Below are 21018 nucleotides of genomic sequence, written 5' to 3'. Positions count from 1 at the left end.
AACGTCCGACCTGCCCATGGGCTAGTCGAACGTCGCAGTTATGGTCAGGCGCGAGGACGCGAGCCCTACTCCCCCACGTAGTCGGTGTACATGTACGGGTTGTCGAGGACCTTGGACTCGGGGATGTCGGGGTGCTTGCCGGCTTCCCACTCGTCGGGGCCGAGGGTCGACTCGAGGTGCTCGACGGTCTGCTCGACGGCCGTGCGGGCCTTGGCGAGGGCGTCGCCGATGAGCTTGTGATCGTGCTTGACGAGCTTGCCGTTGACGACGACGGTCTGGACGTCGGCGCGCTGGGCCTGGAAGGCGACGTGGCCGTACGTGTTGAGGATCGGCAGCATGACGGGCGAGTGGTCGTTCTTGATCAGGACGATGTCGGCCTTCATGCCCGGCTTGAGCTGGCCGACCGTCGAGCCGAGGCCCAGGGCGTCGGCGCCGCCGCGGGTCGCCCAGCGGACGACCTCCTCGCAGCGCAGGCCGATGTTGGTGACGGTGTCGCCCGCCTCGTGGGCGATCTGGTGCTCACGGGCGCGGTCGGACGCGAGGGTCGAGCGCATCGCCGAGAACATGTCGGCGCTCCACCAGACGCTGGTGTCCATCGACAGCGAGATCGGGATGCCGTGGCGGCGCAGCGCCCAGCTCGACGGGTAGCCCTGCCCACAGGTCGACTCGCTCTCGGACGACACCGATGCGACGCCGCCCGACGCCGCGATGCGGTGGTACGAGTCCTCCGACAGCGTGGCTGCGTGGACGTAGACCGTCCCGGGTGCCATGCAGTCGTTGTCGGCCATCAGCTTGATCGAGCCGTCGTCGGTCGCGCCCCACACACCGGCGTGGGTCGTGACCAAGACGCCCAGCTCGCGGGCCGCCTCGAACGCCGCCTTCTCGGGGAACTCGGGGTCGCCCGTCACGTCGAACGCCAGCTGGAAGCCCAGCATGTCGTCGCGCGGGATGCGACGCTCGACGAACGAGCGCAGGTCGGGCGACGTCGCCCACTCCCACGGCGCCTGGTGGATGTTGCCGTAGCCGAGCACGAACCGTCCGCCCGTCTCGAGCAGGCCGTCGACGGCCGCCTCGGCGTGCTCGATCGTCTGCAGCCCGTGCGACCAGTCGACCGTCGTGGTGACGCCGGCGTCGAGCGCCTCGAGCGCGCCCAGCACGTTGCCGGCGTAGATGTCCTGCGGCCGGAAGTTCTTGCCGTGCTCGAGGTAGTTCCAGACGAAGTACTGCGTCAGCGTCCAGTCGGCGCCGTAGCCGCGCATCGCGGTCTGCCACATGTGACGGTGCGTGTCGATCATGCCGGGCATGACGATGCCGCCGGTGGCGTCGATCTCGAACGCGTTCTCGGGCACCTCGATGCCCTCGCCGATCGCGACGATCGAGTCGTCGACGACGAGCACGTCGGCATTGGTCAGGACGGTGCCGGCGTCGTCCATGGTCAGGACGGTGCCGCCACGGAAGACGATGGGTTGGTGCGGTGCGGGCTGGTTCACGATGGATCCTTTGCGATCGGTGACAGCAGCCGGCGGCTGCGCACGATGGGTGGGACGGCGGCGATGACGCCGAGGACGATGGCTGCCACGGGCACCCACCAGTGGTCGAGGGGGACGTCGAGGGCGTGGTCGAGCGAGGCGTCGCCCGGGCCCGTGACGGCCAGGCAGGCGGCGAGCAGCCCGTAGAACACGGGCACCTCGCAGCCGCCCTGCTGCGCCCACAGCCCGTTCTTGGCGGTGGGCGAGGCGGCGACGATCATCGTCCCGAGCACGATCGCGCACCCCAGCGGGAACGCGAGGCCCGTGACGATCAGGGCGGCGCCGGCGAGCTCGGAGACCGCCGCGACCGTCACCATCACGGTGCCGGGACGGAAGCCCCACGCCTCGAAGACCGGCGCGGTCTGGCTGCGTCCGCCCCCGCCGAACCAGCCGACGCTCTTCTGCAGCGCGTGCCCCGCGATGAGCGCGGCGAGCACGACCCGCAGAAGCAGCAGCCCGACGTCGGTCTGGTCCATGGGTCAGACCGCGGCCGAGGGCTGCAGGACGAAGTCGTACTCGGCGGTGACGAACGGTCCGTCGATCGTCGTGCCGTCGGGCGCCACACCACCGTCGTGCAGGACGAACGGGGTGATCAGCTCGGCCTTGGTGCCGAACACGACGTCGTCCTCGAGGTACTGCGTGCCCTCGGCGAACAGGTGCGTGACGAGCCGCTCGTAGCCGTCCTCCTCGAACAGGAAGTGGATGTGGGCGGGACGGAAGTGGCTGATCTCGGTGCGGGCGATCAGGTCGCCGACCGGGCCGTCCATCGGGATCGCGTAGCCGAGCGGGACGATGCTGCGCAGGCAGTACGTGCCGTCCTCGCGGGTCTCGTACTTGGCCCGCAGGCGCGCCTCGTCCATGCCGAGCTGCGCCTCGTAGTTGCCGTCGGCGTCGGCCTGCCAGACGTCGAGCACGGCCCCGCCGATCGGCGTGCCGTCCGTCGACCGCACCGTGCCGGTGATGAAGAACGGGGTGCCGGCGATGCCGTCCGACATGTCCCATCCGTACGGCGCGGCGGGCGAGCCGTCGATGTGGAACGGGCCGAGGACGGTCGCGGGCGTCGCCTCGGGCACGAAGCCGTTGTTCATCTGCACCACGAGCATGCTGAGCCCCAGCACGTCGGACGCGAGGATGAACTCCTCACGCTTCTCGTCGCTGATCTGACCGGTCCTGGTGAGCCAGCCGATCGCGGTGATCCACTCCTCCTCGGTCAGCCGCACCTCGCGGGCGAAGTCGTGCAGGTGCGCGACCAGGCCCGTCATGAGCTCGGCGAGGCGCGGGTCCTTCGCCGTCGCCCAGCGTTCGATCGCGAGATCGGTGATGTTGTCTTCCGTCGCGTATGCCATGCGTGCTCCTACTGCGGATCGGTCGCGGGGTCGATGTACGTGGAGTGGCGGTCGATGTGCAGGTACGCGTCCATCGCCATGGGGTGCAGCTTCTCCTCGGCGATCTGGCCGACGAGCCCGGCAGTGCGCGCCAGCAGGGCGAACCCGCGCAGCAGGTCGACCGGCAGGCCCAGGTCGGCCAGCGCGGCGCCGCACACGCCCGCGCCGTTGAGCGGCAGGGTGCGCCCCATGATCTCGGGGTGCACGCGGCCGATCGCGGCGAACAGCGCCAGGTGCGGGCCGTACGTGCCGGTCTGCTCCGCGATCTCGTAGATGCGCGGGGTGCGGGGGTCGCCGTCCTTGTGGTTGGGGTGCCCGAGGCCGGGGATGAACCGCTTGGTCTCGCGCGCCTCGGTGACGAGCCGGCGGGCCAGCTCGTCCCAGTCGTCGTCGGTGGCGCTGTCGTCGAGGCCGGACTCGTCGACGGCCTTGGCGAGGTAGCTGCCGCAGTCCTCAGTGACGCCGAGGAATCGCGATCCACCGCCGAGCAGGCCGGACGCCAGCGCGCCCTGGATCGAGTCGGGCGCGCTGAGGTACGTCATGCGCGTCGCGATCGCCGTCGGCGTGAAGCCGTGGTCGGCCAGCGCCACGAGGCACGCCTCGAACAGCGTGACCTGCTCGGGCGTCGGACGCCGGCGGGCGGCCAGCCAGAACGCGAGCTCGCCGAAGCCGACGTTGCCCATCAGGTCCTGGATCTGCTCGTCGAACAGCGTGATCGTCGTGCGGGTCGACCGGCCCAGCGAGGACGGGTAGCTGACCTCGGTGTCGTCGCTCATGCGTCCTCCTCCTCCGCGTCGAGCCAGGCGCGGATCTCGTCGGTGTGCTCGCCGAGCGTCGGCGGCGGCAGGTCGTAGCGCAGGTCGCTGGACGAGAACGTGATCGGGTTGCGGATCGACGGCACCATCGCGTCGCCCTCGCCGACCTCGACGACGGGCGCGAGCCCCAGGCCGTCCGCGAACTGGACGCCCTCGGCGATCGTGTTGATCGGGCCGGACGCGACGCCCGCGGCCAGCAGCACCTCGAACCACTCGGCCTTGGTGCGCTTGGCGAGCTCGGCCTCGAGCAGGGGCCGCAGCTCCTCGCGGTTCTTCGTGCGGTTGGCGTTGGTCGCGAAGCGCTCGTCCTCGACCAGCTCGGGGACGCCGAGGGCCGCGCACAGGCGGGAGAACTGCACGTCGTTGCCGGCGATGATGATGATCTCGCCGTCCGACGCGGGCAGCGGCTCGTACGGGAACAGGCTCGGGTGGGCGTTGCCCATGCGCGTCGGCACGGTGCCGCCCGCGACGTACGCACCCGTCTGGTTGACGAGACCCGACAGCGCGGACGCCAGCAGGTTGACCTCGACGTGCTGGCCCTTGCCGGTGGCGTGGCGGACGTTGAGCGCCGACAGGATGCCGATGTTGGCGTGCATGCCGGTCATGACGTCGAACACCGAGATGCCCGCGCGGAACGGCTGGCCGTCGGGCGAGCCCGTCAGGCTCATGAGCCCGGAGATGGCCTGCACCATCAGGTCGTAGCCGGGGTAGTCCTTGCCGGCGCCGGTGCCGAAGCCGCTGATCGAGGCGTAGACGACGCCCGGGTTGGCCTCGGCGATGCTCTCGTAGTCGAGGCCGAAGCGCGCCATCAGGCCCGGCCGGAAGTTCTCGATGACGATGTCGGCGCGCGCGGCGAGGCGCTGCGCGGCGGCCAGGTCGTCGGGGTCCTTCAGGTCGAGGACGATCGACTTCTTGTTGCGGTTGATGCTCAGGTAGTACGTCGACACCTCGTCGCGCACGGGCGGCACCCACGTGCGCGTGTCGTCGCCGATGGGGCTCTCGACCTTGATGACCTCGGCGCCCATGTCGGCGAGCAGCATCGTCGCGTAGGGGCCCGCGAGGATCCGCGAGAAGTCGGCCACGACGAGCCCGGCGAGCGGGCCTGCAGTCTTCTGGTCTGACACATTGCTCCTGTCCGCTGTACGGACACCTGTCCGTCACAACGTCACCGTAGCACGCGCTGTGACCGCCGTCACCCCTCGCCGACGCCTACCAGCGCAGCGGCCCCGCACTGTTGCTGACGGTGCCGGTCGGGCCGTCCACGGCGATCGTCGCGAGCCGGACGATATCGTCGGTCCCCTCCGTCACGTCGTGGGCGCCCTCACCGCCGTTCAGGTCGGTGCGGGTGTAGCCCGGGTCGGCCGCGTTGACGCGCATCGCCGGCAGCGCGGCCGCGTACTTGACCGTCAGCATGTTGAGCGCGGTCTTCGACATCGCGTAGACGGGCGGGATGACGGTCCAGTCGGCGTAACCCTTCTCGATCGTGTCGTGGATCGACGAGACGCCCGACGAGACGTTGACGATCCGCGCGTGGTCCGACAGCTCGAGCAGCGGGACGAACGCATTGGTCACCCGCAGCACCCCGAGCACGTTGGTGTCGAGCACCCCCAGGGCGTCGTCGGCCCGCGTCTGCTCGACGGGCGCGAACGTGCCCGTGACGCCCGCGTTGTTGACCAGGACGTCGAGACGTCCGTGCTCGGAGCGGACGTGCTCGGCGGCTGCGTCGACGCTGGCCTGGTCGGTGACGTCGAGCTGGACGAACGCGACGCCCAGCTCGTCGGCCGCCGCCCGGCCCCGCTCGGGGTCGCGGGCCCCGATGACGACGGTGTGCCCGGCCTCCCGCAGTCGACGCGCGGTCTCGCGGCCGATCCCCTTGTTGCCTCCGGTGATCACGATGATGTCGGTCATGACCTCGACGCTACGTCTGCGCCACGGGGCGCGGAAGATGCTGGTCGTCGGTAGGACCGGCAGCACCACCTTCGCGACCAGAAGGCGCGAGGAGCACACTGACGTCATGTCGGTCGACCGCGTCGAGGAGCCCGACGCGGACCTGTCGCCGGGCTTCGCGTCGCTGCTGCGCGGCTGGCGCGACCGCAGCACCCCCGCCGTCCGCGACACGTCCGGCCGGCCCCGCCGGTCCCCCGGTCTGCGGCGCGAGGAGCTCGCGACCCTGGCCGGCATCTCGGTCGACTACCTCGTCCAGCTCGAGCAGGGACGCGCGGCGAACCCGTCGGCGGCGGTCGTCGCGGCACTGGCACGCGCCATGACGCTCGACCTCTCCGACGCCGCCGTCCTGTACCGCTCGGCGGGGCTGGCGGCGCCGACGTCCGCCGTCGACCGCACCGTCCCCGACAGCGTCGAGCGGCTGCTCGCCCGCGCCCCGGGCTGGCCCGCCGCGGTCTACGCGGCCGACTGGTGGCTGCTGCGGTGGAACCCGGCGTGGACCGCGCTCATGGGCGACCCCCTGCGGCTCACCGGCCGGTCGCACAACCAGGCCTGGTACGAGATGACGCACGACACCTCGGCGATGTGGGTCGACCCGCTCGAGCGCGAGCGGTTCCGCGACGCCCTGGTCGGCGACCTGCGCGTGGCCCGCGTGGCGCACCCGGACGACGCCGAGCTCGGCGAGCTGGTCCGGTCGCTGATGGGCACGGGCCCCGACTTCGCCGACCGATGGCGCACCGTGCGTCCGTCGGTCTACCGGGGCGCCCGCAAGACCGTCGACCATCCCACTGCGGGCGCGATGACCCTCGACGGCGACGTCTTCCAGCCCGCGGGCTCCGACGTGCGGGCGATCGTCTACTCCGCGGCACCCGGGTCGGTCGACGAGGAGCGGCTGCTGTCGCTGTGACCGGGCGGCCGGTCGACGGCCTGCGAGTCCGGCTCGGCCTGGCAGTGCGGGAGCGCACCCACCGCCATCGCGAGGACCAGTGCCACGCGCACGCGGCGCCTCACGCTGCACCCCGACGCATCGATGCGTGCAAGCGCGGGCGGAAGTGGCGGGAGCAGGTCACCGCGAGAGTCTGTCACGAACAGAGGTCACACCGCTACTGATCGGTCGCATCGTGTGGTCGGATTCGGAAAACTTGTCATGTGCGTGACAAGTTCTTACCGCCTCGAGGCGCGATCAGGTGCCGTGCCGGCCGGCGATCCACGCGTCGAGCGCCTCGTCGCCGAGCGGACGCGAGTACAGGTAGCCCTGCACGACGTCGCAGCCGATCTCGGTAAGCCGCGAGAGCTGCGCGACCGTCTCGACGCCTTCGGCGACGACCGACACCGAGAGCGCGTGCGCGAGGTCGACGCACCCCACGACGAGTGCCGCCGACTCGGCCGAGGAGTCGATCCGCTCGACGTAGGACTGGTCGATCTTGATCTCGTCGACCGGGAAGTCGCGCAGGTAGGCGAAGCTCGCGTGTCCCGTGCCGAAGTCGTCGATCGACAGCTTCACGCCGTGCTCGTGCAGCTGGCGGAAGGTCTCGGCGATCTGGGGCCCGTCCGTGACGAGCCCGGTCTCGGTGAGCTCGAGGGTCAGCAGGCGGGGGTCGAGGTCGGCGGCGCGCAGCAGGGCGACGACGCTGTCGGCGAAACGCGCCTCGCCGAACTGGCGCGCCGCGATGTTCACCGACATCTGGACGGGCCCGAGCGGGCCGCTCGCGAGATCGGCCGCCTTCGCGATCGCGGTGGCGCACGCCCACAAACCGATCTGGCTGATCAGCCCGCTCTTCTCGGCCGCGTCGATGAATCCCGCGGGCGGGATCAGGCCCCGCTCGGGGTGCTGCCACCGGACGAGCGCCTCGAGACCGTGCAGCCGACCCGAGCGGAGGTCGAGCTGCGGCTGGTAGTCGAGGAACAGCTGCGACTGCGCGATCGCCGTGCGCACCTCGCCGAGCAGCCGGATCTCGTCGAGCGCCGACTCGTCGTCGTCGGCGTCGAGCCGCTTCCACCGGCTGCGTCCCGCCGCCTTGGCCGCGTACATGCCGTTGCCCGCGTGGTGCAGGAGGGCCTCCGCGACGTCCAGGGCGCCCCGCGGTCCGAGGGGCTGCGGTCGCTGCCTCGACGCCAGCCCGATGCTGGCCGAGACGACGATCTCGACGTCGTCGGCCACGACGGGCTCCGCCACCAGCGCGAGGATCTCGTCGGCGACCGCGTCGGACGGGACGTCCGGCAGGACGACGACGAACTCGTCCCCGCCCACGCGGCCCAGCAGGGCGTCGTCGCCGAAGCGGGCGGCGAGACGGCTCGAGATCGTCATCAGGACGTCGTCGCCGGCCGCGCTGCCCAGGCTCTCGACGACGACGCGGAAGTGGTCGAGGCCGATCCACGACGCCCCCACCGTCTCGCCCGGCCGCAGGGCGACGACCCGCTCGGCCACGGCCTCCACGACCCCCGACCGGTTCAGCAGACCCGTGAGGGTGTCGCGGCGCGCGACCTGCTCGAGGTCGTCCTCCGCCGCCTTGCGACGGGCGTCCGAGTCGTCGGCCCGACGCACCGCGGTGATGAGCTGCGCCTCCTCGAACGACTGCTCGCGGCGCGGCGCGACGACGAACAGGGTGAACGGCGGGTCGGTCATGACCCGCGAGGCACCGAGCGTCGCGGGCAGGCGGGCGCGGTCGGCGCCCAGGACCGTCACGGCGAACTCCGGCACGTGACCGGTCAGCTCGACGAGCAGCGCCGTGCGCGTCGACAGCAGCACCCGGTCGGCGACCGACAGCAGCCGCATGAATGGGGTGCCCAGCAGCTCCTCGCGCGACAACCCGCTCCACCGCGGGAACCAGTCGTTGACGTCCACGATCGTGTCGTCGGCCGCGGTGATGACGAGCCCCGCCCCGGCCGTGCGGAAGACCACCTCGAAGTCGGGACCGGACGGGTGCGTCATGTCAGGCGGCGGTGTACGCGAGGATGGCCCGCGCGGTCTCGTCCGGGGCGCTCGCCTGGGGCACGTGACCCGACGCGGTCAGCACCAGCAGCGTGCTCTGCGGCAGGTGGGCGTCGAGGTAGGTGCCCACGGACAGCGGTGCCAGGGCGTCGTTCGAGCACTGGACGATGAGGCTCGGAACCGAGACGGACGGCAGCAGGTCGCGGACGTCCGACAGGAACGTCACGCGGGCGAACGTCCGCATGACGCGGGGGTCGACGCGACAGAAGTTGTCCTCCATCTCGTCGTTCAGCTCGGCGGGGTTGTCGGCGCCCATCACCACCGGGGCCATCGCCGAGGCCCACGCCATGTGGTTGTCGTCCAGCGACGCGAGGAGGTCGTCGACGTCGAGCGACGACAGGCCGCCGACGTAGCCCGTGGCCTCGTCGTCGAGGTACGACGGCGACGGCGCCAGCAGCACCATGCGCCTCATGAGGTCGGGGCGCCGGACGGCCGCGGCGATCGCCATCATCGCGCCGATGCTGTGCGCCACCACCGTGACGTCCGCGAGCGCGAGCGCGTCGCACACCTCGAGCAGGTCGGTGACGTAGCGGTCGAGGGTGCCGTACGCCGCCGGGTCGTACGCGTCGACGTCGGAGCCGCCCGAGCCGACGTGGTCGAACAGGACGATCCGGAACGTGTCGTCGAGGTACGGGACGAGCCGGCTGTACATCGTCTGGTCGCACCCGAAGCCGTGCACCATCAGCACGACCGGGGCTCCCTCCCGACCGACGATCCTGACGTTGTTGAGCGCCAGCACGTCCTGCGACTGCAGCCTCATCTCACACCCCCCGACACCGTGCAAGCCTCTCACGATCGTCGGCCCGGCGCGGAACCGCTCAGAGCAGGGTGAATGTCACTCCGCTCACGACGACCTGGGGCGACTCGGGCGCGGCGCCCTCGGCGACCTGCACGTCGATGCCCGTCATCATCTTGACGTCGCCGCGCACGAAGCGGACCGTGCGCTCGCCGATCGCGATCTGCGGGACGTCGATGTGCTGCACCGACACGTCGAACAGCGTCGCCCACTTCTCGGCCTGCGCCTGCGGGTCGTGCGAGCTGATCTCGACCGCGAGGACGTCGTCGATGAGGGGGTTCTCGGACGTCTCGCCCTCGATGTCGTCCCAGAACCACTCCGACGCGTCGGGGATCTCGTCGAGCTCGACCAGCAGGCCCAGGTCGCCGGGCTTGAGCTGCACGATGCGGTGGTCGTAGACGACCTGGTCGGCGATCGTCCGGATGCCCAGCGCCTCGGCGCGCTCGAGGAACGGCCCGAGGTCGCCGACCTGGATCGACAGGCCGTAACCACCGCCGCCGCCGACCTTGGCGCACCACGTCGCGATCGAGGCCTCGGGCGTCAGCGCGCCGACGAGCTCGAGGTGCGCCTCGCCGCCGACGCGCAGCGTCTCGTCGTCCATGCCGATCGTCTCGAGGATCGGGTCGGCGAAGCCCGGCGCCAGGCCGAACGCCGAGCGCAGCTCCTTGCTCGCGGTCTCCATCTCGCTGGTGCCGATGATGACCTGCCGCATGATGGGAAGGGTGCCGTGCTTCATCCGATGTTCCTCTCGTGTCCGGCCCACCACGGAGCACGCAGCTCACGCTTGAGGACCTTCCCGGACGGGTTCCGGGGCAGGGCGTCGACGATCTCGACGCCGGTCGGGCACTTGTAGTGCGCGAGCCGTTCGCGGGTGAAGGAGATGAGCTCCTCCGGGTCGATCTCGTGGCCGGCGGCCGCGGCGACGACCGCCAGCGGCGTCTCGCCCCAGCGCTCGGACGGCACGCCGATCACGGCGACCTCCTGCACGTCGGGGTGCGCCATGATGACGTTCTCGACCTCGGCCGGGTAGATGTTCTCGCCGCCCGACATCAGCAGGTCCTTGATGCGGTCCTTGAGGAAGACGTAGCCGTCCTCGTCGACGTAGCCGGCGTCGCCCGTCCGGAACCAGCCGCCGGGCCAGAACGCCGCGGCGGTGTCGTCGGGACGGCGCCAGTACGAGCGGGTGACGCCGGGGCCGCGGGTCACGATCTCGCCGATCTCGCCGGCCGGGATCGGCTCGCCGGTCTCGGAGTCGACGACCGCCACCTCGACGCCGGGCACGGCGCGGCCGGCCGAGCGCAGCTTCGTGGTGCCGGGCACGTGGTCGGACGGTCCGAGGATCGTCGTGACGCCGACCGTCTCGGTCAGCCCGTAGCTCTGCGACAGCTCGGCGCCGAACACCTGCTTGGCCCGCACCATGACGGTCTCGGAGATCGGCGACCCGCCGTAGACGACGTGCTGGACGCTCGAGTAGTCGGCGGCGGACGCCTCGGGGCTCGTGATGAACAGCTGGATCACGGTCGGCACCATGATGACGTGCGTGGCCCGGTGCTCGAGCAGCAGCGAGAGCATGTTCACGGGCGTGACCTCGGTGAACTGCACGATCGTGCCGCCCGCGGCCAGCGCGATGAGCGACCATCCGCCGGCGGCGATGTGGTAGTACGGCGTCGGCACGAGGCTCACCGAGTCGGGCGTGATGTCGAACTGCGCGCTGAACGCGTCGACGGCCCACAGGAAGCCCTCGACCGTCGTGGTGACGCCCTTCGGCCGGCCCGTCGTGCCCGACGAGTACATCAGCGAGCACAGCGCGTCGCCGCCGAGATCGCGCTGCGGGTCGCTGGCGGGCTGCTCGGCGACCCACGCCTCGTACGACGAGGGTCCGCCGGCCTGCGAGAACACCAGCCGGTGGCCCGCGTACGTCTCGGGCAGCAGGTCGGTCAGGTGGTCCTCGACCAGGATCGCGGCGGGCTCGGCGTCGCCGAGGATCCACGTGATCTCGTCGCGTGACAGGCGGAAGTTGAGCGGGACGATCGCGACCCCGGCCTTGGCCGCGCCGAAGAACAGCTCCCAGTACTCCGTGGCGTTGCGGGCCAGGTAGGCCACGCGGTCGCCCGCGACGAGCCCCATCGACACGAGCCCCGACGCCACCCGGTCGGAGCGGGTCGACAGCTCGCCGTACGTCACGCCCCGCCCCTCGCCCGTGATCGCCACGGAGTCGGGGTGGTGCTTGGCGCTGGTGCGGATGACGTCCGCGATCGTGCGCTCCTGGCTCATGGCTCTCCTCTGGGTGCCGCGCCCACGAGGGCGGGGACGATCGTGATGTCGTGTCCGGCGAGGGCCTCGCCGCACTGGTCGCAGCTGAAGGTCGCGACGAAGTCGCCACCGCACGTCCGGTGCGTCTGGACGAGCGAGGGCCCCTCGGGCGCGTGGAACCAGAACTCGGCCCACTGCAGCGTCGCGGCGACGACCGGGAAGAACGCGCGCCCCTTCTCGGTCAGGCGGTACTCGGCCCAGTCGGGACGCTTCTCGTTCTGCGTCGCCACCAGCACGCCGATCGCGCAGAACGCGCGCAGCCGGTCGGCCACGAGCGTCGGGGGCGCCTTGAGGCTCGTCTCGAAGTCGGTGAAGCGCGTGACGCCGCGGAACGCCGCACCCATCAGGGCCGACGCCCACCGGTTGCCGAAGATCGTCATGGTCTCGGGGAACAGGCCGGCCCCGCCGTGCGTCGGGTCGGCCTCGGACCGCCGGCGCGTGACCGACTCGGGCACCGACCGCTCCCACGTGCCGCTCGGGCCCCACGTCGCCGAGATCTCCTTGGCGGCGACGGGCTTGCCGCACGAGCCGCACGACAGGATCGGCGAGAAGGCGTGCTCGCACGTCACGTGGTGCATCGTCGGCAGGACGTCGACGTGCTCGGCGACCCAGTGGCGCTCCCAGTCCCAGATCGCCAGCATGACGGGCCACAGCGACCGGCTGCGCGCCGTCGTCAGGTACTCGGCCCGCAGCGGGTTCGACTGGTAGACGTGGCGCTCGAGCAGGCCCTCCCGCTCGAGCATCGACAGCCGAGCCGTCAGCACCGAGTTGGAGATCGGCAGGGCCGCCTTGAACTGGCCGTAGCGGCTGACCCCCTGCAGCGCCTGCTGGACGATCAGCAGGGTCCACTCGTCACCGAGCAGGCCCAGCATCCGTCCGACGGCATTCGTGCCACCGGGCTCCAACGTCGTGGGCTCCGCCTCGGCCATGGTCGACTCCTCGCAGCTACAGACCGACCGCGTCCGCGGCCGTGTCGGCAGTCTGCCAGCGGCGCAGGTCGGCGCCGGGAGCCCACGTCGAGTGCGTGCCGCTCGAGATGCGCTCGGGCAGCTTGAGCTTGCACACCGGGCCGTCGCCGACGCGGGCCGCGTCGAAGATGACGGCGTACGAGGCGTCGTCGTTCATGTCGGTCGTCAGCGTGATGAGGTAGCCGTCGTCCTCGGACGTGCTGCCGACGCGGGGTGCCATCGCGGTCTCGCTGCCGTAGACGCCGTCGCCGAACGAGTACTTCTCCTCGGTGCCGTCGAGCAGGTCGTGCTTGACGAGACCGTCGAACAGGAACCACGACGGCTTGCCGGTCGCGGCGTACGCGTAGCGGTACTTCTGCCCCGCGTGCGAGCCGTTCATCATGCCGAACTCGGTGATCGAGTCGCTGAGCTGCTGCTCCTTGACCTGCCCGGTCACGAGGTTGAGCCGCCAGCGGTGCAGGCGCGACTGCATGCGGTCGAGCGCGAGGAAGCGGAACGCCCGCTCCCAGTGGTTGCCCATGCCGTTGTCGGCCGGCTCCGGGTCGCCCTGGAAGAAGCCGTCGAGCACGATCTCGTCGCCCTCCTCGTACGCGTTGACGAAGTGCAGGACGAACGTCGACTCGGCCTCGAACCACTTGATGTCGGACGTCTGCCCCTTGCGCGGGATGACCGCGAAACGCGTCGGCAGCTCGGGGTGGAACCGCGGGATGTGGGCGTCCTGCTTGAGCCCCTCAGGGTCCCAGAACAGCGGGCAGTCGTTGAGGATCGCGTAGTTCTCGGTGAACGCCATGTCGTGCGGCAGGCGCGGGCCCGGCAGCGGGACGTCGATGTAGTGCGACAGGTCGTTGTTCTCGTCGACGACGCCGTAGTGCATGTACGGCGCCTCCTTGCTGTAGTTGAAGAACAGCATCTCGCCGGTGCGGTCGTCGACCTTGGGGTGCGCCGAGACGCCCCACTCGAACGGGAACCGGCCGTTCCAGTCCTCCTTGCCGCGCGTCTCGGCCGACATCGGGTCGATCCGGTACATGTCGCCGCACTGGTAGAACGTCGACAGCGCCTGGCCGCGGTGCACGATGACGTCGGTGCTCGACGCGTCCTTCATGCGCGTGCGGGCACCCCAGCCTTGGTCACGCTTGGAGCTCGACGGGCGCTCGGCGAGCCCGGCCCACAGCGCCTGCCCCGCCTCCTGCTCGGCCAGGAAGCCGTCGGTGCGGATGAAGCGGTTGCGGTAGAACGCCGTGCCGTCGCGGAAGCCGACGACGTGGATCATGCCGTCGCCGTCGAACGGGTGGTAGTTCTTCAGCGACGGGTGCACGGGGTTCTCGGTGTTGCGCAGGTAGACGCCGTCGAGGTCCTTGGGGATCTCGCCCTCGACGACCTGCAGGTCGTCGGCCTTCCACTCGGTGGTCTGCGGCTGCCACGGGCCCGTGCGGTACGGGTGGTCGTCGTCCGCGGGCAGCGTCGACAGCAGTCGTCCGACGACTTCAACGTCCATGGGGGTCTCCTAGCTGCGGTGCTGGTGGGTGGTCAGGCGGCGGGTGCGGCGCCGACGACGAGGCTGACGGTCGTCGCGGTGCTGCCGCCGAAGTTGAGCGTGCCGAAGGTCGAGGCGCCCTCGACCTGGTAGTCGCCGGCGGTGCCGCTGACCTGCTTGGTCGCGTCGAGCAGCATGCGGACGCCGCTCGCGCCGACGGGGTGGCCGCCGCCGATCAGGCCGCCGCTGGGGTTGATGGGCAGCGTGCCGCCCATCTCGATCTCGCCGTTCTCGATCGCCTTCCACGACTCGCCCGGGCCGGTCAGCCCGATGTGGTCGATCGCGACGTACTCGCTCGGCGTGAAGCAGTCGTGGGTCTCGAGGCCGTCGAGGTCGTCGAGCCCGACGTGCGCGCGGTCGAAGGCGTCGAGCACGGCCTGGCGCAGGTGCGGCAGGACGTACGGGTTGTCGCGGTCGCGGTCGAGCTTCTGCTGCAGACCGAGGCCCACCGTGCGGTGGCCCCAGCCGAGCACCTGCGCGGCGGGCGTTACCTGGGCGCAGGGGTGCGCGCGCAGCCACGTGTCGTTGACCAGCACGACGCCGGCGCCGCCGTCGGTGACCTGGCTGCAGTCGAAGCGGCGCATGCGTCCGTCGACGACGGGGTTGACGGGGTCGTCGCGCCCCACGCCGGCGACGAGGTCGGGGACGTCCCACCCGCGCGTCTGGGCGTTGGGGTTGCGGCGACCGTTGGCGAAGTTGATCTGGGCGATCGCGCGCAGGTGCACCTCGTCGAGGCCGAAGCGCTCGTCGTACTCCTCGGCGACCTCGCTGAACATGTGCGGCCACATGAACGTCGCGTCCTGCCCCTCGTGGCCGATCCACGCGGCGGCACCGAGGTGCCCGGCGGCCTGGTCGCCGCTCACGGTCTTCTCGAGCTCGATGCCGACGACGAGCGCGCTGTCGTAGTTGCCGGCGCGCAGGTCGGCCATCGCGGCGAGCACCGCGATGCTGCCGGACGCGCAGGCGGCTTCGTGGCGGGACGACGGCAGGCCCCACAGGTCGTCGCGGACCGATGCGGGCATCGCGCCGAGCTGACCCTGGCCCGCGAACAGCTGGCCGAAGGCGTTGGCGACGTGCACGACGCCGATGTCGGAGCCGTCGACCGAGGAGTTCTCGAGGGTGTGGTCGACGACCTCGGACGTCAGGTCGGCGAAGTCCTTGCCCTCGCGCGTCAGGTTGCGCGCGAAGTCGCTCTGGTAGCCGCCCAGCACCCAGATGTTCTCCTGGCCCATGCCGCTCTCCTGTCGTCGGATTCAGTCGTGAGGGTTGCGTTGCTCACACAAAACGTACTACAACTAACAGAGTATCTCCACCAGTTGAATCAGCCAATCCGATGAGGAAGACATGACAGACGCCTACGTGCTCGACTACGTCCGCACCCCGCGCGGCAAGGCGAGCCCCAAGGGATCGCTGCACGCGCACTCCGCGCTCGACCTCGTCGTGCACCTGCAAGACGCCCTCGTCGAGCGCACCGGTCTGGACGTCGAGACGGTCGACGACGTCGTCCTCGGCTGCGCCTCGCAGGTCGACGAGCAGGGCGCCAACATCGCCCGCACCGCGGCGCTGCTCGCCGGGTGGGGCGACAGCGCGCCCGGCGTCACGATCAACCGGTTCTGCGCCTCCGGCGTCGACGCCGTCGGCCAGACCGCCGCCCGCGTCCGCGCCGACGACCTGCAGCTCGCGGTGGCCGGCGGGGTCGAGAGCGTCTCGCGGGTGCCGATGTTCGTCGACCGCGGCCCGCTGTGGACCGACCACGACGTCGTCCGGCAGATCGGCTCGGTGCACATGGGCATCGCCGCCGACCTCAACGCGACGATGGACGGGTTCACCCGCGCCGAGCTCGACGCCTACGGGCTCGAGACCCAGCTCAAGGCCGCGCAGGCCAGAGCCGACGGCGCGTTCGGACGCTCCCTCGTCCCCGTCGGCACCCTCGACCACGACGAGCTCGTCCGCCCCGACACGACGCTCGAGGGCCTGGCCGCGCTGCCGCCGGCCTTCGCCGAGCTGGGTGCCGGCGGCCAGGACGCCATCGCGCTGGGCGCGTACCAGGGCGTCTCGTCGATCGACCACCTGCACACCGTCGGCACCTCCCCCGCGATGGCCGACGCCGCGGCGCTGCTGCTGATCGGCTCGGCCGCCGCGGCCGAGCGCGCGGGCCTGCCGCCCCGGGCGCGGATCGTCGGCTCGGCCACCACCTCGGTCAACCCCGTCGTGATGCTGACGGCCGGGCAGTCGGCCGTCGAGCAGGTCATCGCCCGCGCGGGCCTGACGTCCGCCGACATCGACGTCTTCGAGTTCGCCGAGGCCTTCTCGGCCCTGTGCCTGCGGTTCCGCCGCGACCTCGACGCCGGCCCCGACCGCATGAACCCCAACGGCGGCACGATGGCGATGGGCCACGCATTCGGCGCGACCGGCGCGATCCTCGTCGGCAGCTGCGTCGACGAGCTCGAGCGGCGCGGCGGACGCTACGGCGTCGCGGCCGTCAGCGGCGCCGCCGGCCTGGGGGTCGCGGTGCTGGTCGAGCGGATCGCGTCATGACCATGCTCGAGGGGCAGGTCGCGATCGTCACGGGCGGCGGCAAGGGGCTGGGGCGCGCCTTCGCGCTGCACCTCGCCTCGCTGGGTGCGGCCGTCGTCGTCAACAACCGCAACCGCGTGCCGGGCCCCGACGGGCGCAGCGCCGCCGAGCAGGTCGTCGACGAGATCGTCGCGGCCGGCGGACGGGCCGTGGCCGACCACGGCGACGTCGCCGACCCCACGACCGCCGACGCCCTCGTCGCGGCGGCCCTCGACACGTGGGGCCGGCTCGACGTCTGCGTCACGAGCGCCGCGGTCAGCGCGCCTCAGATGTTCCACAGCACGACGGCCGAGAACTTTGCGCAGGTCATGGCGATCAACGTGACCGGCACGGCGCTGGTCGCCGGTGCCGCGATGCGCGTCATGCGCGACGCCGGCCACGGGCGCATCGTCATGGTCGCGTCGACCGCCGGGCTGCACGGCGAGCCCACCGTCTCGGCGTACGCCGCCAGCAAGGGCGCCGTCATCGCGCTGGGCCGGACGGCCGCCGCCGAGGGGGCCCGCCGCGGCGTGCTCACCAACGTCCTGCTGCCCTACGCCACGACCCAGATGACAGAGGACGGCATGGACCCGCGGTTCGCCGACACCATGACGTCCGCGAGCGTCGCGCCCGTCGTCGGCGCGCTGGTCGACCCCGCCTCGACCCTCAACGGGCAGGTCGTCGTCGCGGCCGGCTCGGGCATCCGGGTCGCGGACGCCGTCGAGGGCGGCACGGTCACGCTGCCCGACCCGTCGGCGCTCGACGGTGCCGGGCTCGCCGAGCTCGTCGCGTTCAGCCGCGCCGGCACGCCCCACACGTACGCGCACGCGCAGGACGCCTTCCAGCACTTCGCGTCCGAGCTGACCTGACACCTCTCCTCTTCTTCTCCCACCCCACACCCAAGGACCTCCATGAACGACCTGCCCTGGGGCGACATCGCCCTCAACCTCCTCGCGGTGACCGCCGCGGTCGTCGTGTTCATCGGCGTCATCATGGCGGTGGCCATCCGCATCGAGAACCAGTCGATCATCGACATCTTCTGGGGGCCCGGGTTCGTCCTGGCAGCGGTCGTCTCGTACCTCGTCTCGTCCGGCTCCGAGGGCGACGACACCCGGCGGCTCGTCGTCCTGGCGCTGACGGCGGTGTGGGGCCTGCGGCTCGGCCTCTACATCGGCAACCGCAACCGCGGTCACGGGCAGGACAAGCGCTACACGGCGCTGATGCGCCACCAGACCGGATCGCTCGTGGGCTTCCTGGTGCGCAAGATCTACGGGCTGCAGGGCTTCCTGATCATCCTGGTGTCGCTGCCCGTCCAGGTCGCGATGTACGAGAGCGCGTCGCTCGGCGTCATCGGCGCGATCGGCATCGCGATCTGGGCGATCGGCTTCGTCTTCGAGTCCGTCGGCGACTGGCAGCTCGCGCGGTTCAAGGCCGACCCCGCCAACGCCGGGCGGGTCATGGACCGCGGCCTGTGGGCGTGGACGCGCCACCCCAACTACTTCGGCGACGCCGCGGTCTGGACCGGGTTGTTCCTGCTGGCGCTCGGCTCGCCGTGGGGCCTGCTGACGATCGTGTCGCCGATCGTCATGACCAAGCTGCTCGTCAGCTACAGCGGCAAGGCCCTGCTCGAGAAGGGCATGCGCCGCAGCAAGGGCGAGGCGTACGACGCCTACGTCGCCCGCACGAGCGGCTTCTTCCCGCTGCCCCCCAAGCGGGCCTGATGCAGGGCACCGCCGGGCTCGCCGACGTCTTCGCGCTCGAGCGGCGCGACGACGACACGTGGGTCGGGCGCACCGACGGCGTCCGCCTGCCGCAGCTGTTCGGCGGCCAGCTCGTCGGCCAGTCGCTGATCGCGGCGGGCGCGAGCGTCGAGGGCAAGGACGTGCACTCGGTGCACACGACGTTCCTGCGCGGCGGTGCGCCCGGCGTGCCCGTGACGTTCCGCGTCGAGCGGCTGCGCGACGGCCGCCAGATCTCGACCCGCGAGGTCAGCGCGTGGCAGGGCGAGCGGCTGCTGTGCCGGTCGATCGTGTCGTGCGCCATCGCGGCCGACGGCATCACCCACAGCCGTCCGGCCCCCACCACGCCCGGACCCGACGAGTGCCCCGACATCCGCGACGTCGCGGCGGCCGACGGCGGGCTCGGCGAGTTCTGGGAGGACTTCGCGGCGATCGAGGTGCGGCTCGCGCCCGACGTGCCCGGCGTCGTCCCGCACTCGGCCTCGCCCGCGAACGGCGTGTGGATGCGGTCGGTCGAGCCGTTGTCGGACGATCCGGTCGTCCACCGGGCGGCACTCGCCTATGCCAGCGACCTGATGCTGATGTCGACCGCCGTCACCCCGCACGGCCACACGTCCGGCCACGAGCGCTCGCTCGCGAGCACGTGGAACGCGGTGTCGCTCGACCACACGATGTGGTTCCGCGGCCTGCCCCGCGCCGACGAGTGGATGCTCTTCGAGCACACGACCCCGATGGCCGGTGCGGGACGCGCGCTGATCGAGGCCGCGGTGTTCGACGCGCGCGGCACGAGCATCTGCCACGTCGCCCAGGAAGCCCTCGTCAAACCGCTCAACCCCTTGGAGGACCCATGACCATCGACCACTCGCACCCGAACGTCCAGCTGCTCGACCGCATCATCGTCGCGGCGGAGGCCGGCGACGCGTCGGACCTGTTCGACATCTACGCCGACGACGCCGTCATCTGGCACAACACGGACGACCGCACCCAGACCGTCGAGCGCAATGCCAAGGTGCTCGAGGCGATGGACCGTTTCGTGACCGACCGCCGGTACACGGAGCGTCGCGTGACGGCGTTCGAGGGCGGCGCGGTGCAGCAGCACGTCCTGCGCGGCACCAACCGCTCGACGGGCGAGGAGGTCGCCCTGCACGCGTGCGTCGTCATCGCCGTGAACGACGAGGGCCGCATCACCCGTCTCGACGAGTACTTCGACTCCGCCGAGGCAGCGCGCTTCGCCTGACTAGGGCTGGGTCGTCCAGCGCAGGAGGCCGTGACCCTTGTATCCGTGATGCCGTCGGCAGAGTGGGCCGAGGTTGTCACCCCGGGTGGGTCCGTGTGGCCACGGCACCCGATGGTCGATGTCGCACCGTTCGGCCGGCACCATGCAGCCCGGGCCTTGGCAGGTTCCGTAGAGGAATCTGAGGGCGACGGCCAGGACGTCGGGGGCGAATCGACCCAGGTATTCGTGGGCGAGCACGTCGTCGGTGACATGGTCGATCAGGATGCGGTGCCAGAACGTGGAGCCGGACGCGATCACGGCCGCGATCCACTCGGCCGGGACGGCCCACGAGCCGTCGGTCGACTCGGCGAAACCGGGGTTGGCACCGGCCAGGACGTCGGCGTCGACGGCCACACCGATGTTCGCGTCGACCACACCGGCGGCGGCCTCTTCGTCCAGCAGCCATGCCACCAGCAGGTCGGCTTCACGCTGCGCGACCGTGCGCTCATCGCCGGGGTCGGCGGGTCGACGCGCCTCGCGGCGGAGCCGGTCGGCGATGGCGGCGAGCTCGTGCGACGCCAGGTGGGCGCCGAGGAACCCCATCGAGTCGTCCTCGTGCCGGGTGGCCACGTACCGGTTGGCCCGTTCGGCCTCGGCCCGCTCGATCGCCAGGTCAGCCTCGACCCGCCGCACGAACCGCTTGAGCCAGTCGCGCAGCTCGGCGACCGTGTGCGTCTCGGCGAACTCGACGACGCGGGCGTCCAGCCGGTGCACCGACTCGGTGCGCTTCAGCTGGTCGATCGCGTGCCCGATCTCGCGGACCCGCGCCAGATCGACCCGCCCCTCGACGAAGGCCTCCCACGACGTCGGCGACTGGTCGCGCACGGTGTCGGCGAACGACAACCGGTGCTGCACCTGCCCCTCGCTGAACCCCATCGCCTCACCGATCGCCAGCGCGATCGCAGCGCGCTCGACCAGCTGCCGCATCGGCGACTCGCCCGAGTTGTCGATCCGGTCAGACTCCACATCACGGAAGTGCAACATCGCCACGACCTCGCGCGCCTCAGCCCGAGCACGCTCCCGCATGACGTCACCCAGGACGTCGATCGGAGCAGCAGTAGCGGTGGCCATACATCCAACCTAGACGCGACCACCGACACGTAACCGTAGCGATTCCGCATTGTGCACAACGATCAAGACGCGATGTCTGACCGTCCCCTCGGTCCCCCAA

20 protein-coding genes are annotated in these 21018 nt (G+C 71.2%); 6 read left to right on the top strand and 14 right to left on the bottom strand.

Features of this window, described 5'->3' with window-relative positions; all coding sequences use genetic code 11:
* Window positions 1-65 precede the first annotated feature (65 nt).
* The 6 genes from ASD10_RS04115 to ASD10_RS04090 form a co-directional block, all read right to left on the bottom strand.
* Complete coding sequence (locus ASD10_RS04115) at window positions 66-1490, bottom strand: amidohydrolase family protein (protein WP_056605041.1); 1425 nt, start codon at window positions 1488-1490, stop codon at window positions 66-68.
* Window positions 1487-2005 (bottom strand): DoxX family protein, encoded by a 519-nt coding sequence (locus ASD10_RS04110; RefSeq protein WP_056605038.1) that lies wholly within the window; start codon window positions 2003-2005, stop codon window positions 1487-1489. The genes ASD10_RS04115 and ASD10_RS04110 overlap by 4 nt, the downstream gene beginning before the upstream one ends.
* Before the next feature lie 3 nt (window positions 2006-2008).
* Complete coding sequence (locus ASD10_RS04105; RefSeq protein ID WP_056605034.1) at window positions 2009-2875, bottom strand: dioxygenase; 867 nt, start codon at window positions 2873-2875, stop codon at window positions 2009-2011.
* Window positions 2876-2883: 8 nt separating this feature from the next.
* Window positions 2884-3690, bottom strand: coding sequence for a citryl-CoA lyase (locus tag ASD10_RS04100; protein ID WP_056605031.1), 807 nt, complete (start codon window positions 3688-3690; stop codon window positions 2884-2886).
* Window positions 3687-4853 carry a CaiB/BaiF CoA-transferase family protein gene (locus ASD10_RS04095; RefSeq protein ID WP_056605026.1) on the bottom strand — a complete coding sequence of 389 codons (1167 nt, stop codon included), beginning with the start codon at window positions 4851-4853 and terminating at the stop codon, window positions 3687-3689. Before ASD10_RS04095 ends, ASD10_RS04100 begins: the two co-directional genes overlap by 4 nt.
* Window positions 4854-4938: 85 nt before the next feature.
* Window positions 4939-5637 carry an SDR family NAD(P)-dependent oxidoreductase gene (locus ASD10_RS04090; RefSeq protein ID WP_056609860.1) on the bottom strand — a complete coding sequence of 233 codons (699 nt, stop codon included), beginning with the start codon at window positions 5635-5637 and terminating at the stop codon, window positions 4939-4941.
* 106 nt (window positions 5638-5743) lie between these two features.
* On the opposite strand from ASD10_RS04090, the gene ASD10_RS04085 reads away from it, so the two are divergent.
* Window positions 5744-6580, top strand: a complete 837-nt coding sequence (locus tag ASD10_RS04085) for a helix-turn-helix domain-containing protein (RefSeq protein ID WP_082556013.1) — start codon at window positions 5744-5746, stop codon at window positions 6578-6580.
* Window positions 6581-6856: 276 nt separating this feature from the next.
* On the opposite strand, the gene ASD10_RS04080 is transcribed toward ASD10_RS04085, so the two are convergent.
* Genes ASD10_RS04080 through ASD10_RS04050 form a run of 7 tightly spaced genes read right to left on the bottom strand, consistent with a single transcriptional unit; the run spans window position 6857 to window position 15508 of the window.
* The gene (locus tag ASD10_RS04080; protein WP_056605022.1) at window positions 6857-8605 is read right to left on the bottom strand and encodes a bifunctional diguanylate cyclase/phosphodiesterase; all 1749 of its coding nucleotides are present in this window, start codon (window positions 8603-8605) and stop codon (window positions 6857-6859) included.
* Between the two features lies 1 nt (window position 8606).
* Complete coding sequence (locus tag ASD10_RS04075) at window positions 8607-9425, bottom strand: alpha/beta fold hydrolase (protein WP_056605020.1); 819 nt, start codon at window positions 9423-9425, stop codon at window positions 8607-8609.
* Between the two features lie 58 nt (window positions 9426-9483).
* On the bottom strand, window positions 9484-10197 hold the full coding sequence (locus tag ASD10_RS04070; RefSeq protein WP_056605016.1) for a hypothetical protein: 714 nt from the start codon (window positions 10195-10197) through the stop codon (window positions 9484-9486).
* Window positions 10194-11735: a long-chain-fatty-acid--CoA ligase gene (locus tag ASD10_RS04065; protein ID WP_056605013.1), complete on the bottom strand. Its 1542-nt coding sequence runs from the start codon at window positions 11733-11735 to the stop codon at window positions 10194-10196. The genes ASD10_RS04070 and ASD10_RS04065 overlap by 4 nt, the downstream gene beginning before the upstream one ends.
* Window positions 11732-12703 carry a helix-turn-helix domain-containing protein gene (locus ASD10_RS04060; protein WP_056605010.1) on the bottom strand — a complete coding sequence of 324 codons (972 nt, stop codon included), beginning with the start codon at window positions 12701-12703 and terminating at the stop codon, window positions 11732-11734. Before ASD10_RS04060 ends, ASD10_RS04065 begins: the two co-directional genes overlap by 4 nt.
* 16 nt (window positions 12704-12719) lie before the next feature.
* Window positions 12720-14237, bottom strand: coding sequence for a carotenoid oxygenase family protein (locus ASD10_RS04055; protein ID WP_056605007.1), 1518 nt, complete (start codon window positions 14235-14237; stop codon window positions 12720-12722).
* Window positions 14238-14269: 32 nt separating this feature from the next.
* Window positions 14270-15508 (bottom strand): acetyl-CoA acetyltransferase, encoded by a 1239-nt coding sequence (locus ASD10_RS04050; RefSeq protein WP_056605006.1) that lies wholly within the window; start codon window positions 15506-15508, stop codon window positions 14270-14272.
* Between the two features lie 112 nt (window positions 15509-15620).
* Here ASD10_RS04050 and ASD10_RS04045 point away from each other — a divergent pair, with 112 nt between their 5' ends.
* The 5 genes from ASD10_RS04045 to ASD10_RS04025 are packed head-to-tail and all read left to right on the top strand — an operon-like array spanning window position 15621 to window position 19808.
* Complete coding sequence (locus ASD10_RS04045) at window positions 15621-16814, top strand: acetyl-CoA C-acyltransferase (protein ID WP_056605003.1); 1194 nt, start codon at window positions 15621-15623, stop codon at window positions 16812-16814.
* Window positions 16811-17701 (top strand): SDR family NAD(P)-dependent oxidoreductase, encoded by an 891-nt coding sequence (locus tag ASD10_RS04040; protein WP_056605000.1) that lies wholly within the window; start codon window positions 16811-16813, stop codon window positions 17699-17701. Before ASD10_RS04045 ends, ASD10_RS04040 begins: the two co-directional genes overlap by 4 nt.
* Window positions 17702-17743: 42 nt before the next feature.
* A complete protein-coding gene (locus ASD10_RS04035; protein WP_056604998.1) occupies window positions 17744-18553 on the top strand; it encodes a DUF1295 domain-containing protein in 810 nt (269 codons plus the stop codon).
* Window positions 18553-19422 (top strand): acyl-CoA thioesterase II, encoded by an 870-nt coding sequence (locus ASD10_RS04030; protein WP_056604996.1) that lies wholly within the window; start codon window positions 18553-18555, stop codon window positions 19420-19422. Before ASD10_RS04035 ends, ASD10_RS04030 begins: the two co-directional genes overlap by 1 nt.
* The gene (locus tag ASD10_RS04025; protein ID WP_056604994.1) at window positions 19419-19808 is read left to right on the top strand and encodes a nuclear transport factor 2 family protein; all 390 of its coding nucleotides are present in this window, start codon (window positions 19419-19421) and stop codon (window positions 19806-19808) included. The genes ASD10_RS04030 and ASD10_RS04025 overlap by 4 nt, the downstream gene beginning before the upstream one ends.
* Here the strand turns inward: ASD10_RS04025 and ASD10_RS04020 are convergent, their stop codons facing one another.
* On the bottom strand, window positions 19809-20873 hold the full coding sequence (locus ASD10_RS04020; RefSeq protein ID WP_369797575.1) for a DUF222 domain-containing protein: 1065 nt from the start codon (window positions 20871-20873) through the stop codon (window positions 19809-19811). It lies immediately after the preceding gene.
* Window positions 20874-21018 lie beyond the last annotated feature (145 nt).

This window comes from Aeromicrobium sp. Root472D3 (assembly GCF_001426485.1).
GTDB lineage: Bacteria > Actinomycetota > Actinomycetes > Propionibacteriales > Nocardioidaceae > Aeromicrobium.
This window is presented reverse-complemented; position numbering and strand designations above follow the sequence as displayed.